This window comes from Bounagaea algeriensis (assembly GCF_054491375.1).
In genome coordinates this window covers 923,109-936,397 of sequence record NZ_CM137102.1, presented here as the reverse complement: position 1 = coordinate 936,397, position 13,289 = coordinate 923,109, and the positions used below count along the sequence as shown (strand labels likewise).

The window sequence follows — 13,289 nt, the reverse complement described above, 5'->3', positions numbered from 1 at the left end:
TCTCCCGGGTCCGCTCAGTCAGGTCCGCTCAGCCCGTTCCCCGGCGTACCCGCAGCGCCGCTCCGCGGCAGGTGCACTCAGCGCCGTTGCGCGGAAGATCCGCTCAGTCCCGGAGGAGGCAGGCCTTCTTCCACAACCACTCCCCGGGCTTGCCGATGAGCCCGGCCTCGTCGAGGAAGGGCATGATCTTCTCGCCGGCCCAGTGCAGCGTGTCCTGCCAGTTCGGGTTCTGCCACGCTGCTTGGAACCCGTCGCGCGGGCGGATGCCGACGGCCTTGTACACGTGCGGGTTGATGAGGCTGTAGCAGATCGCGTAGCCGACGGCGGCGGTGGCGAACTGGTGGTAGGCGCGTTCGGCCTTGCCGCAGTCGGCCATGCGCCGCACGACCTCCTCGCGCGCGAACGTGACGTGCCGGGCCTCCTCGAGCACGTGGATGCGGTTGACCATGCGCACCAGGGGCTGCACGTTCTCGTCCCACATCTGGTCGCGCTGCAGGCGGTCGAGGATTTCCTCGGCGATGAGGATCGAGGCGTACGCCGAGGGCCCCCGCAGCGTGGCGGGCAGGATGCGGCCGCCGTTCTTGAGCAGGGGCACGGGCCCGTACGCGGGGGCGCCGACCCGTTGGACGGCTTTGCCGAACATGGTGGAGTGCCGGCACTCGTCTGCGATCTCGGTCAGCGCGTACTGCGCGTGCCCGGTGCGCGGGTCGGCGTCGTAGTACTCCTTGAGCAGCATCTGCATGAGCAGGACCTCGAACCAGAGGCCGTTGGAGGCGATGCTGGCGAACTCGTGCTTGGTGAGCTCGATGCGCTGCTCGTCGCTGAGCCGCTCCCAGAGCTGCGTGCCGTACAGCGAGGAGCGGTGCAGCGGAATGAACGCTTTACCCTCTTCGAGCGGGGCGTCCCAGTCGATGTCGACCTCGGGGTCGTAGCTGTTCTTCGCCGAGGACTTCAGCAGCCGGTCCGCTGTCTTCTCGCGGTCGTTGACCTGCATCCGAGACATTGCCGGAACACCTTTCGCCGTGCGTCGCAGGATTGCGTGTTACCTCAAGTAACAGCTACCTTCGGTAGCGTGAGCCAGATCTCCTCCCCTGTCAAGGCTGCTGCCACGACCGCGACTGGCACGACCGCGACTGGCACGACCGCGACTGGCACGACCGCGACTGGATTCGCGGACTCGCCGCCCGCCGACCGGTCCGATTCACGTACAACGGAACCGGTGAGCAGCACAGGGAACACGGAGCCGACCCAGATGCACGCGAACACCGGAAAACGCCCGGACGCGCGCCGCGAACGCTGGCGCGAGCACCGCAGGGCGCGGCGCGCCGAGTTCGTCGAAGCCGCCGTCCGCGCCATCGGCAAGCACGGCCACGAAGTGGGCATGGAAGAGATCGCATCGGAGGCCGGCGTCAGCAAACCCGTGCTGTACCGGCACTTCAGCGACAAGAGCGACCTCTACGTGGCCGTGGGCCAGTGGGGCACCGAACTGCTCATGCAGCGGATGCGCCCGCTGTTCGCGGAGCACGGCAGCCCGAACCAGCGGATTCGCAGGCTGGTCGACGCCTACCTCGGCGTGATCGACGAACATCCCGAGCTGTACCGCTTCGTCGTGCGCCGGAACTTCGCCGACCGCCCGGTGCACGAGGATCCGGTCAGCAACGAGAAGACGGTCATCGCGAACTCGCTTGCGCGCCTGCTCGGCAACTACATGCGCGTGCTCGGGCTCGACTCCGGCGGGGTGGAGGCGTGGAGCCACGGGATCGTCGGAATGGTGCAGGCCAGCGGTGACTGGTGGCTGGAACGCCAGTCGATGACCCGCGCCGATCTCGTGGCCTACCTGGCGCAGATCATCTGGTACGGCATCGACGGCGTGCTCCGCAACGCCGGCATCGTCCTCGATCCCGACGCACCGCTGGACATCGAGGCGCTCAGCTCCAACGAGGACCCGAGCCCCGAAGGGGACCCCACCACCTCGTAGGGATCGGATGCCTCCGCGCTCGGCGGAAAACCCCGGCTTTCGACCACACTGGACCCGACCACACCGGATGGATCAGATGCAACAGCACGAGCACGAGCACGACGAGGACGACTACAACGGCCCCGCCCTGGTGTTCACCGCGGATCGCGAGATCGCGGTGGACGTGGTGCTGCGGGGGAACTTCCAGCCGATCGACGGCCGGTTCCACTGGTACGGGCGCACCCGGCCCTGTTCCGAGATCGACGAGCTCACCGGCGGGAAGAAGGCCCAGGTCGTGCTGCGCACCGAGCAGGGCGAAGCCGCCGCCAATCTGTCCGAACCGGACCCGTGGGGCCGCTACCGCATCACCGGCACGGGCACCCCGCCGTTCCACGTGCCCGACGAGCACGAACTCGATCTCGACGCGGCGGGCGAGCGCGGCTGACCACCGCTCGGGCCCGCACCACCGGGAACAGCTGCGAAGACGCGCGGGGCGGCCTCCGGCAGGAGACCGCCCCGCGCTCGAGTCGCCCGAACCTCGCGGATTCGGCGTCGTCTCGTCGTCAGCTCACGCCGAAGCCCACGCGGGGCGCGTCGGCCGGTCCCAGCTCGACAAACGCGATCTTGGCGGCCGGCACGATGTACTGGCGGCCCTTCGTATCGCTGAGCTTCAGAACGCCGTCGGTGTTCTTCAGCGCGTCGGCGACCAGCGACTCGATCTCCTCGTGGGACTGTCCGCTGGCCAGTGTCAGCTCCCGCGGGCTGTCCACGACGCCGATCTTGACCTCCACGCCGACCTCCGTACTCGTCGTCTCCACTGCCACGACCAGGTTATCCCAGACCGCGGGCCCGCCGCCGGAACCCGGCCGTCACCCGAGTCCGAGGCGGCCCATCCGCTTGGTGTGGTTGTTCTGCAACTTGCGGAACATCGCGGCCACCCCGGAAACGTCGCCGGAGCCGGTGATGATCAGCTCGGTGAGCGAGTCGCGCTCGGCCACGACCCACTGCGCCTGCGTGATCGCTTCGCCGAGCAGGCGCCGCCCCCACAGGGTCAACTTGTCGCGCAGCGCGTCGTCCTGCTCGCAGGCGGCGGAGACCTCGCGTTCGGCGAAGGCCGAGTACCCCGTGTCGTCGAGCACCGTCAGGATCAGCCCGCGCGTGGGCTCGTCGAGCCACCCGGCCACCAGGCGGTAGAAGTCCGCGGCCAGCCCGTCGCCCACGTAGGCCTTCACGAGTGATTCCAGCCACGAATGCGGAGCGGTGGACGTGTTGAACTGGTCGAAGGCCGCGACGAACGGGCTCATCACCTCTTCGGCGGAGTGGCCGCGTTGGGCGAGGTGGTCCTCCAGCATCCGGTAGTGGCCGATCTCCGCGGAGGCCATCCGCGCCAGCGCCGCGTGCCCGCTGAGCGTCGGTGCGCTGCGCGCGTCCTCGGCGAGCCTGTCGAAAGCGGACAGCTCACCGTAGGCGAGCGCGCCGAGCAGGTCGGTGACGCCTTCGGCGTAGCGTTCGCCCAGGGTCAGCGACGCGTTCGCGTCGGAGGCAACGTCCTCGTCGGACAACTCCCACCCTCCTGGAGGTGTGCTCGTATCGGCGGAGCACTGGCGTTCCGCCCCGGTCGTGCCCGAAACTCTAACGCCATGGTGCGCGAATGTGGCCCGCATGACAGACCGACCGGGCGCAGACGGGTATCGTGGGGATCGGTGTCGTGCGTATCCGTGCTGGAACCTCCCGCGCTGGCGAGCACCCCGGGAAAAGCCCTGGGAAACCCGCGGTGGGCACTGGTGACGGGTACGCGGCCCACGACGCGCGGACGCCCTCCGCACCGGAGGTCGACGCCTGCTGGCGGCGCCCCTCGATCCGCGAACCCGAGCGGCAGCGCTCCGGCCGGTGAGACCGAACTCACCGCGGACGCCGTGCGTGGAACCCGGAGCGACGAGGGCCGTGCCGCGCACCGGGACACCGCAACCGGCCACCACGCGTCCGGCGGAACCCCGAGCGAGAGGAAGTTCCACGCGTGGACGCCACGGCGGCGCCGACCGGCGCTCGTGGTGAACAACACAGTCGCGGCGCGGCCGCCGAGTCGCCTCGACAGCCCGGACGCCCGACCGGTACCGGATGGCGGGGGCGGCCGTTCGGCGGAGCAGCCGCGCAAGGCAACACCGGTCGCGGCGGAGGAGTGCCAGCTGACCGGCGACAACACGCCGACGAAAACGTGCGGCGAGCAAGAGAGGCGATCATTCTGACGTTCACCGACTACGAGGCCGACGAAGGCCTCGCGGATCAGGACAACGAGACGCACACATCGACCACGTCCGCCGATTCCGCGTCGACCCCGCAGACGCAGCAGGACGTGGCACCGGACACACCCACTTTCGCCGAGCTGGACGTGCACCAGGAGATCGTGCGCGCGCTCAGCGACTCCGGCATCGAGCACACCTTCGCCATCCAGGAACTCACCCTGCCGCTGGCGTTGAACGGCGAGGACATCATCGGCCAGGCCCGCACCGGCACCGGCAAGACCCTCGGCTTCGGCGTTCCGCTGCTCCAGCGGCTCCAGCTGCCGGGCGACGGGACGCCGCAGGCGCTGGTCGTGGTGCCCACGCGGGAACTGTGCATGCAGGTCACCCGCGACCTGGAACACGCGGGCAAGCACCTGGGCGTGCGCACGCTGTCCATCTACGGCGGCCGTCCCTACGAGGAGCAGATCAACGCGCTGCGCGAGGGCGTCGACGTGGTCGTCGGCACCCCCGGCCGGCTGCTCGACCTGGCCGAGAAGCGCCACCTGGTGCTCGGCAAGGTGCGCGGGCTGGTGCTCGACGAGGCCGACGAGATGCTCGACCTCGGTTTCCTGCCGGACGTGGAGCGCATCCTGCGCATGGTTCCCGAGCAGCGGCAGACCATGCTGTTCTCCGCGACCATGCCGGGCCCGGTGCTCACGCTGGCGCGCACGTTCATGCCGCACCCGACGCACATCCGGGCCGAGCAGGCCGACGAGGGCGCGATCCACGAGCGCACCAAGCAGCTGGTGTACCGGGCGCACGCGATGGACAAGGACGAGCTGGTCGCGCGGGCGCTGCAGGCCCGCTCCCGGGGACTGGTGATGATCTTCGCGCGCACCAAGCGCTCCGCGCAGAAGCTCGCCGACGAGCTCGCCGAGCGCGGGTTCGCCGCCTCCGCGGTGCACGGCGACCTCGGCCAGGAGGCCCGGGAGAAGGCGCTGCGGGCCTTCCGCAGCGGCAAGGTCGACGTGCTCGTGGCCACCGACGTGGCCGCGCGCGGCATCGACGTCTCCGACGTCACCCACGTGATCAACCTGCAGTGCCCGGAGGACGAGAAGACCTACGTGCACCGCATCGGCCGCACCGGCCGCGCGGGCCGCGAAGGCGTGGCGATCACGCTGGTCGACTGGGACGAGGAATCGCGCTGGAAGCTCATCAACGACGCGCTCGGCCTCGGCCAGCCGACCCCGGTGGAGACCTACTCGACCTCCGCGCACCTCTTCGAGGACCTGGACATCCCCGCGGGCACGGTCGGTCGCCTGCCGCTGTCCCAGCGGCCGAAGGGCTCCGAACCCGACTCCGAGCCGGAGCAGCGGGGCAAGTCGCGCCGGCGTTCCCGCCGCCGGCGCACCCGCGGCGGTGTCGAGCAGCGCTCGAGCGAGGCGGAGGCCGGCTCCCGCCCGGACGGCGGTGAGAGCCGCGATTCCGGCAAGAGCCGCCCGAGCGGCCGCCGCAGGCGGCGCACCCGCGGTGGCGCGTCCGCGTCGGCGTCGACCGGCGGTGGCGAGTCCGAGGCGAACACCGGCTCGGCGGACGAGTCCGGCCAGAGCGGCACGCGCAGCCGCACGCGCCGTCGGCGCCGCCGCGGTTCCGGTGACCAGTCGGCCCGGGAAGGCGCCGCCTGAACGGTTCTTCGCGTGGTGGGCGGCCGCCGTCGACCACGCCCGCACGGGCCGCGCGCGGCGCGACTAGGCTGGCCCGGGAACGCGCGAGCGCACCCGGCCAGCTGGAGGAACCGTGGTCCGTCCGGAACGACGCACGAGGGGCGACATCGCTGCGGCGGTGTCGCTCGTGATCGCCGTGCTCGTCGGGGCCACAGCGCTGTGGTGGCACAGCGACGCGCGTGCCACCCGCTCCCAGCCCGCCGCCGCACCGATCCCGGAACGAACCGCTGCCGGGACGGTGCCGCAGCGGTTCGAGGAGCGGTGGCGGGCCGAGTCGCCTGCGACCACCAGCCCGGTCGTCGCAGGACCCGCCGTCGTCACCGGCCGGGGCTCCGAAGTCGCCGGCCGCGACCCGGTCACCGGTGAACCCGCCTGGCGCTACGCGCGGGACCTCCCGCTGTGCACCGTCGGCGCCGAGTGGGACCGCGCCCTGGCGGTCTACCGCAAGGAGCACAACTGCAGCGAGGTCACCTCGCTGCGCGGTCCCGACGGCGTGCGCGGGCCGCAGCGCAACACCGACGCCGAATTCGGCACGCAGTTGCTCTCCGACGGCACCTACGTCACCGCGACCGGTCGCGACCTCGTGGAGTCGTGGCGCTCGGACCTCGTGCGCACCCAGCAGTTCGGCGTGCCCGCGGCACCGAAGAACCCGGACAACAACGTGCCCCGGCCCGACTGCACCTACTCCTCGGCGGCCGCAGGGCACGAGCGGGTGGCGCTGATCGAGGAGTGCCCCCGCGAGTCGACCGACCGCATCACCGTCATCAAAGCCCACCCCGAGGACAGCGAAGAGCCGGAAGAGGTCGTGACCACGCTGGTCGGCAGCTCCTCCGCCGAGGTCGTCGCCGTGTCCGAGCAGCGCGTGGCCGTGCTGCTGTCCGATCTCGGACGCTTGCAGGTGTTCAGCACCACCTCGGGCAGCCTCGTCACCGAGCACCCGGTGCGCGTCGGGTCCGACCGCCCGGCCGACGGCCCGGTGCGCACGCCGGAGACCGCGGACGGGCGGTACCTCTACTGGAACACCGGGGCGGACACGCTCGCGCTCGACCCGAACCAGCTGACCCCCGTGTGGACGCTGCCCGATGCGCTCGGGCCGGGGGTGCACTTCGGGGGGCGGCTGCTGGTGCCGGTCGCCGAGGGCTTGGCCGTCGTCGCGCCCGACACGGGTGAGCGGCTGCGCACCGTCCCCGTCGACCGCGGTGGCTACTCCGGCCCGGTCCGGTTGAGCACCGCGGGTCCCGTGGTGCTGGAACAGCGCGGGGACACCGTGGTGGCTCTCGGCGCTGCGCAGGCGGGCGGCTGACCCGCGGCGGAAAGCACGGCCGCGGCGCGGTTTCAGAAACTGCGGCGCGGTTTCAGAAACTGCGGTGCGGTTTCAGAAACTGGGTGGAGTGATCGCCCAGACGCTGACGGCTTCCTCCGCGCCGACGTTCTCGTAGCGGTGGGGGTGCGTGGCCTCGAAGTTGACCGCGTCACCCGCGTTCAGGTCGTAGCAGGTGTCGTCGACCCAGTAGCGGAGTTGGCCGCTGACCACGAAGCCGACTTCCTCGCCGGCGTGCGTGTGGGCGACCGGGCCGGACGAGGCGCCCGGGGCAACCTTCATGATCAGCATCTCCAGCCGGCCCGCGGGGTCCGGGTTGAGCAGTTCGTACCGGATCGCGGCGTTGCCGGTGTTGACGATCTCGACCCTGTCGTCCGGCCGCACCAGGGCTCTGCGCCCGCCCTCGACGGTGCGGAACAGCTGGGTCAGCGAAACGCCGACGGCGTCGAGGATGGTGCGCAGCGTGCCGACGGTGGGGCTGTTGACGTTGCGCTCGACGTTGCTGAGGTAGCTGCGCGAGAGCCCCGTCCGCTCGGCGAGCTGCTCCAACGTCAAATCGCGGTTGCGGCGCGCATCGCGGATGTGCCGTCCCAGCTCCTCCTCGGTCGAGGTGGCCGCCTGCTCCGGAACCCCTGTCGTGCTGCTGCTCACGGCACCCCTTCCGTCGACGCACTGCGCCCAGTTTAGTGGACGGGAGCTCGGCACAGTTCCGCTCCGGAAACGACGCACCTCGCCCTGCGGCTACTATTCTTGACGGAACACCGCTCGAGTCGCAGTCTGGATCCAGTTTACTGGACGCGGCGGCCGTCATGTTCCGGTCGACGGTGCCGACGGCGAGGGAGCAGTCGACATGCAGGACGAGCGCGAGCAGTACTTGATCCGCTACGCCGGGGACTTCGCCCCGTTCGTCGTGGACACCGCCGAGGGGCCGTGGATAACGACGAAGGACGGCGAGCGGATCCTCGATTTCACTTCCGGGCAGATCAGCTCCACCCTCGGGCACAACCACCCGAAGATCGCAGCGGCCGTGCAACGCTCGCTGCGGGAGGTGGTCCACCTCAACTCGTGGATGGTCAACGACGACGTGCTCGAACTGGCCCGACGCCTGGCGGGACTGCTCCCGGAACCGCTGGTGCGGTCGATGCTGCTGAACGTCGGATCGGAGACGAACGAGGTCGCCTTCCGGCTGGCCAAGGCCTGCACCGGCAAGTTCGAGATGGTGGGCCTGACGCGCAGTTTCCACGGACTGCTGGCAGGGACGAACTCGGTGACCTTCTCGATGGGGCACAAGGGCTACGGCCCGTGGATGCCGGGGAGCCACGCGATCCCGGCTCCGTACGAATACCGCTGCCCGATCCGGCACTGCCGGAACGCCTGCGACACGCTGTGCCTCGACGTCGGTTTCGAGACGGTGGACCAGGCCTCCGCCGGCTCCCTGGCGGGGATGGTGGTCGAGCCCGTGCTGTCCACCGGTGGGATCATCCCCCTGCCGGAGGGGTACCTGGCGGCCGCCAAGCAGAAGTGCGACGAGCGGGACATGCTCCTCATCGTCGATGAGGCCCAGACGGGTTTCGGGCGGACCGGCACGATGTTCGCCTTCGAGCAGCAGGGCGCCACACCCGACATCCTGACCGCGTCCAAGACCCTGGGCGGCGGTGTCCCGCTGGGGGCGACGATCACGAGCGCGGAGATCGAAGAGGCCGCCGTGGACAACGGTTTCGTGCACCTGACCACGCACGTCTCCGACCCGATGCCCGCCGCGGCCGGTCTGGCCGTCCTGGACGTCCTCGAGGAGGAGAACCTCGTCGAGCGCTCCGCGCGGATGGGCGAGCACCTCCTCGCCCAGCTGCGCGGGCTGCAGGAAAAGCACGAAGAGATCGGGGATGTGCGCGGCCGGGGACTGCTCGTGGGAGTGGAACTCGTGACGGACCGGGAGACCAAGGAGCCCGCCAGCGCGCTGGGCGCCGCGGTCACCGCCGAGTGCCTGCGGCTCGGGCTGTCGATGAACATCGTCAAGGGTGTCGGCTCGCAAGCGAATTGCCTGCGCATGGCGCCGCCCCTGTCGATCGGCCAGGAGGAGGTCGACACGGCGATCGCCATCCTCGACCAAGCCGTCACCACCTGCAAGAAGCAGCTGGACCGGCAGGACGACGACGCCCCGCCCCCTGCGGACTGACCACCGGCCGGCCGACGATCAAAACCTGCGCCGACGCGCGGCTGCACGGACGTCGACGGGGGACTGCTGGCCGAAAAGACGCCGGCGGAAAGGCCGCTGGCGGGAGGTCGCCGGCGGGAGCACGTCGGCCCGCACACCACCCGCGGCAACCATCATTGCAGGTGAAGCGGCCCCGACGCGGTCGGGGATCACCACCACCACAGCGCGAGCGTGCCGAAGACGACGACGTGCACGCCGAGGCAGGCTGAACCGCCGCGCAGGCCCCCGCGGGGTTCGGCCACCCGTTGCAGCGCGAGCCCCAGCAGCGCCGCGAGGAGCTGCCCCACGACGACACCGAAGCCCGGACCCTGCTGCCCGTGGCTCACCATCCAGATCTGCACACCGAGCACGATCAGCGCGAGCACGCACAACCCCGCGGCGAGGCTGCCGCTGAGCCCGCGCACCGCCCGCCCGAAACGTCCGGGCGCCCGCGGCGCGCGCCGGCCCGGTCGCACCGGGTCGAGAGGTGCGCGCGGCGAGGCCACCGACTGCGCCAGGTGCGCCGTTCCGCGCGGCCCGGCAGGCTTGCCGTAAGGCGCAGCAGGCTTGCCGCGCGGTGCTGCGTGCTTGCCGTGCGGCGCGGAGAGCTTCGGGGATGTACGCATGGACGGGTCCTCACTCGGTCGGTCGTTGGGCGCAGCGTCGAGCAATCCCGCACCAGCGCCGTCCCCGCCGTTCGCACCAACCGCGGTGCTGCCGCTGCACGCACCCCACACTACGCAGCACGCGGGTGTCGCGCCGCGGCGCTCACTCGAGGATCACGCTGCCGGTGCTCAGCTCGGCGAGCCGCTCCAGCGACGCGGGCGGGGTCTGCTCCTGGCCGATGCGCAGCGTCTTGTTCTTCCCGTGGTAGTCGCTGCTGCCGGTGGGGACGAGGTCCAGTTCCGCGGCGAGCGCGCGCAGCTGCTCCCGTTCCCGCCGACCGTGGTCCGGGTGGTCCACCTCGACGCCGACCAGGCCGCTTCCGGCGAGTTCACGGATGACCTCGGCGGTGACCCGCGAGCCGCGCGGGGCGAAGGGGTGCGCCAGCACGGTCACACCGCCCGCCTCGGTGATCATCTCGATCGCCCGGTGCACGGGGGTGTCGGCGCGCGGCAGGTAGTACGGGCCCGCCGAGTGCAGGTACCGGTCGAAGGCCTCGTCCACCGAGGAGACCGCGCCGCCGCGCACGAGCGCGCGCGCCAGGTGCGGTCGCCCGCCCGGGGAGTCGGCGGGCAGCCGGTCCATCACGTCGTCCGGGTCGACGGGGAAGCCCGCCTCGGCCATGATGCCGGCCATCTTCCGGAGCCGTTCGCGCCGTTCGGCCCGCAGCCGGGACTGCTCCGCTGCGACCGTCGGGGATCCGGAGTCGAACAGGTACGCCAGCAGGTGCGCGGTCACCGTGCCGCCGCGCCCGTTCGGGCAGGCGCAGGACAGTTCGGCTCCCGGCACGAGGCGCAGCCTCCCGGAGCGGGCGCGCACCGCCTCGGCGGCGGCCTGCCAGCCGGCAGTGGTGTCGTGGTCGGTCAGGGCGATCACGTCCAGGCCCGCTTCGATCGCCGCGTCGACGAGCTGGGTCGGCGTGTCGGTTCCGTCCGATTCCGCGGAATGCGTGTGCAGGTCGATTCGCACCCCGCCAGTGTCCCCCATGCCCGGGCGGCGCCGGCTCGGAGGCTCTCCAGCCGGGGGCAGGCCGGCCGGGGTGGGGGCTGCTGCAGCGGTGTCGTCACATCCTGGCGGTGCGGCGCTGGCCGTGGGCGGCGCGGCGCGCCTTGAGCATCGAGAACCGGTCCTGCTGGGCCTTCTTGTCGCCGAAGACGAGCCTGGAGATGGCGTCTTCCACCTCGTCCGGGTTGGGCACGTAGCCGACGCGGTTGAGCGCCTGGATCTGGCCGGCCGATTCCACGATCAGCGTGCCGTAGCCGAGCAGGCGACCGGGCACGCTGCGGTGGAAGCTCAGGTCGGTGACCTTGGTGACCGGCATCATCGCCACGTTGGTGGTGAAGATCCCGCTGGTGAGCAGGAACCGCTTGTCGGTGACGACGATGCGCTCCACGTACCAGTCGAGCACCTGGTAGGCGAACCGCAGCAGCACGACCAGCCCGAGGTACCACAGGACGTTCATCACCGCGTTCGCCGTCGGCGGAACCAGGTAGGACACCATGACGAGGCCGATGAGCAGCCCCACGGCCTCGAACAAGTCCCACACGAGGCAGGCCCAGTGCCGCCGGACGCGGATGACCCGGCGTTCCGTGTCGAGCAGGTACTCGTCGGGGTCTCTCGGGGAGAACACGGTGTCCCACCTTCCCAGCCCGCGGGCTACACGAAAAGATTCTCCATGAAGGTGATGACGGATTGGGCAGCTGACCGCAGACTGCCGAGCAGTCCGGTGACCAGGTCGCTGGCTTGCGTTGGCGAGCTGAACAAGAAGAACAACAGGAACGCGACAACGGCCCAGGTCAGAATTCTCTTGATGTTCACTGTGACGCACCCCGTCCAAATGCCCGTGATGTAGCGCAGGCGCTTGCCGATCCGTTGTACCGCACTCAGCCGCCGAACGGGAGCACTGTCCCGCACTTGGGCCAGTCTCCCAGCGACGCCCGACCTTCAACTACCCTCCGTGTCGGTGATCTTACCCGACGGCCATGGGGGTTGCCGGGCGGGCACGTCGGACGTGCTCCACACGGGTGAGAAACGGCGGCCGGATGGCGGAATTCCACGTGCTCGCGATGCGGGGACGCGCGCACGAGTCCCTCCACAGGGGACGCGACCGCGCCGGGCGGAGCAGTGGCGGGCTCGCGCTCCGGAAACGCCGAGGAGACGTCGATCACCGGCACCGGCCTCCGCGGAGAATGCCCGGCGAGCTCCGGCGGACCCGAGAATCGCGGAATCCTCGCCGGTGACGCGGACGGAATCGCGGAAAAGCCGAGCCCTCCTCGCGCGTCGACGCCCTCCCCGCCGGAATTCGGCGGGGAGGCTCCGACGCGCCGCGAAATCCCGGCCGCGAAAAACGCGATCCGTCCGGCCGAATCGGGATCCCGCATTCCGGGAGGAGCGCCGGGGCCAACCCGGCGAGACCAACGGAGAGTGATGACGCGGTGCGGGTTTCCGCGGCACGAGCGGGCAGCGCGCACCGCAGTCGCGCTGCCCTCACTCGAACGGAGCAGCGAGTTCCCAGCACGCCGAGTTCCCAGCTACGCCGAGTTCCCAGCTACGCCGAGTTCCCAGGAGCCGGGTTCCCAGGAGCCGGGTTTTCAGGACGCGGACGGCGGACGCATCGCCAGCCGCGCCAGCATGTCCCGCCCCTGCTCGGCGTGCTTGGGCTGGGACAGCACGTCGTAGCGGCCCGCGACGAGCTGGCTGGCCGAGGAGAAGTCGCGCCGCCCGCGGGCCGAGGCGTAGGTCACCGCGGCGAAGATGAGGCCGAACAGCACACCAACACCCAGCCCCACGAGCACCGGCCCGAACCAGCTGCTCTGCGGTGGGGTGAACAGCCCCATCAGGATCCCCACGAACAGACCGAACCACGCGCCCGAGGCGGCCCCGCCGCCGAGCACGCGCCCCCACGTCAAGCGGCCGGTGACGCGCTCCACGAGCATCAGGTCCACGCCGACGATCGTCACTTCCTGCACCGGGAACTCGTTGTCGGCCAGGTAGTCGACGGCGCGCTGCGCCTCCTCGTAAGTGCTGTAGGAACCGATGGGCCATCCTGTCGGCGGCGTGGGCAGGTTCGGCGTGCCCGGCGCCGGCCGGCCGCCACCGGTGAACGGGTTGGACACCGTCGACACCTCCGGAAAACGTGCTGCCACGAGCTGGGCCGACCGGGCTCTCCACCCGGTGGAGCACATCCTGCGCGAACGTCCTCTCGCAC

14 protein-coding genes are annotated in these 13,289 nt (G+C 70.8%); 5 read left to right on the top strand and 9 right to left on the bottom strand.

The window, feature by feature from the left end; genetic code table 11:
- Positions 1 to 103 precede the first annotated feature (103 nt).
- Positions 104 to 1,003, bottom strand: a complete 900-nt coding sequence (locus tag ACVGV2_RS04275) for an AurF N-oxygenase family protein (protein ID WP_459164744.1) — start codon at positions 1,001 to 1,003, stop codon at positions 104 to 106.
- A 249-nt stretch (positions 1,004 to 1,252) separates the two neighbouring features.
- Between ACVGV2_RS04275 and ACVGV2_RS04270 the strand changes: the two genes are divergently transcribed.
- On the top strand, positions 1,253 to 1,978 hold the full coding sequence (locus ACVGV2_RS04270) for a TetR/AcrR family transcriptional regulator (protein ID WP_459165869.1): 726 nt from the start codon (positions 1,253 to 1,255) through the stop codon (positions 1,976 to 1,978).
- A gap of 67 nt (positions 1,979 to 2,045) precedes the next feature.
- The gene (locus ACVGV2_RS04265; protein ID WP_459164743.1) at positions 2,046 to 2,402 is read left to right on the top strand and encodes a DUF4873 domain-containing protein; all 357 of its coding nucleotides are present in this window, start codon (positions 2,046 to 2,048) and stop codon (positions 2,400 to 2,402) included.
- 118 nt (positions 2,403 to 2,520) lie between these two features.
- On the opposite strand, the gene ACVGV2_RS04260 is transcribed toward ACVGV2_RS04265, so the two are convergent.
- Both ACVGV2_RS04260 and ACVGV2_RS04255 read right to left on the bottom strand, forming a co-directional pair.
- Positions 2,521 to 2,748, bottom strand: coding sequence for a DUF3107 domain-containing protein (locus tag ACVGV2_RS04260; RefSeq protein WP_459165868.1), 228 nt, complete (start codon positions 2,746 to 2,748; stop codon positions 2,521 to 2,523).
- 78 nt (positions 2,749 to 2,826) lie between these two features.
- Positions 2,827 to 3,474 (bottom strand): ferritin-like fold-containing protein, encoded by a 648-nt coding sequence (locus ACVGV2_RS04255; protein ID WP_459165867.1) that lies wholly within the window; start codon positions 3,472 to 3,474, stop codon positions 2,827 to 2,829.
- Between the two features lie 836 nt (positions 3,475 to 4,310).
- On the opposite strand from ACVGV2_RS04255, the gene ACVGV2_RS04250 reads away from it, so the two are divergent.
- A complete protein-coding gene (locus tag ACVGV2_RS04250) occupies positions 4,311 to 5,864 on the top strand; it encodes a DEAD/DEAH box helicase (protein WP_459165866.1) in 1,554 nt (517 codons plus the stop codon).
- Between the two features lie 112 nt (positions 5,865 to 5,976).
- On the top strand, positions 5,977 to 7,206 hold the full coding sequence (locus tag ACVGV2_RS04245) for an Rv3212 family protein (protein WP_459164742.1): 1,230 nt from the start codon (positions 5,977 to 5,979) through the stop codon (positions 7,204 to 7,206).
- A gap of 72 nt (positions 7,207 to 7,278) precedes the next feature.
- Here ACVGV2_RS04245 and ACVGV2_RS04240 read toward each other — a convergent pair whose 3' ends face one another.
- Entirely contained in the window at positions 7,279 to 7,875 is a 597-nt protein-coding gene (locus ACVGV2_RS04240) for a helix-turn-helix domain-containing protein (RefSeq protein WP_459164741.1), read from the bottom strand.
- Between the two features lie 199 nt (positions 7,876 to 8,074).
- On the opposite strand from ACVGV2_RS04240, the gene ACVGV2_RS04235 reads away from it, so the two are divergent.
- Positions 8,075 to 9,400 carry an aspartate aminotransferase family protein gene (locus ACVGV2_RS04235; RefSeq protein WP_459164740.1) on the top strand — a complete coding sequence of 442 codons (1,326 nt, stop codon included), beginning with the start codon at positions 8,075 to 8,077 and terminating at the stop codon, positions 9,398 to 9,400.
- A gap of 188 nt (positions 9,401 to 9,588) precedes the next feature.
- Here the strand turns inward: ACVGV2_RS04235 and ACVGV2_RS04230 are convergent, their stop codons facing one another.
- The 5 genes from ACVGV2_RS04230 to ACVGV2_RS04210 all read right to left on the bottom strand — a co-directional run bounded on the left by ACVGV2_RS04230 (position 9,589) and on the right by ACVGV2_RS04210 (position 13,197).
- Positions 9,589 to 10,044 (bottom strand): hypothetical protein, encoded by a 456-nt coding sequence (locus ACVGV2_RS04230; protein ID WP_459164739.1) that lies wholly within the window; start codon positions 10,042 to 10,044, stop codon positions 9,589 to 9,591.
- A gap of 142 nt (positions 10,045 to 10,186) precedes the next feature.
- A complete protein-coding gene (locus tag ACVGV2_RS04225; RefSeq protein ID WP_459164738.1) occupies positions 10,187 to 11,050 on the bottom strand; it encodes a PHP domain-containing protein in 864 nt (287 codons plus the stop codon).
- Between the two features lie 94 nt (positions 11,051 to 11,144).
- Positions 11,145 to 11,711, bottom strand: coding sequence for a PH domain-containing protein (locus ACVGV2_RS04220; RefSeq protein ID WP_459164737.1), 567 nt, complete (start codon positions 11,709 to 11,711; stop codon positions 11,145 to 11,147).
- 26 nt (positions 11,712 to 11,737) lie between these two features.
- Complete coding sequence (locus tag ACVGV2_RS04215; protein WP_459164736.1) at positions 11,738 to 11,995, bottom strand: hypothetical protein; 258 nt, start codon at positions 11,993 to 11,995, stop codon at positions 11,738 to 11,740.
- Between the two features lie 677 nt (positions 11,996 to 12,672).
- Complete coding sequence (locus tag ACVGV2_RS04210; RefSeq protein WP_459164735.1) at positions 12,673 to 13,197, bottom strand: general stress protein; 525 nt, start codon at positions 13,195 to 13,197, stop codon at positions 12,673 to 12,675.
- Between the last annotated feature and the right edge of the window lie 92 nt (positions 13,198 to 13,289).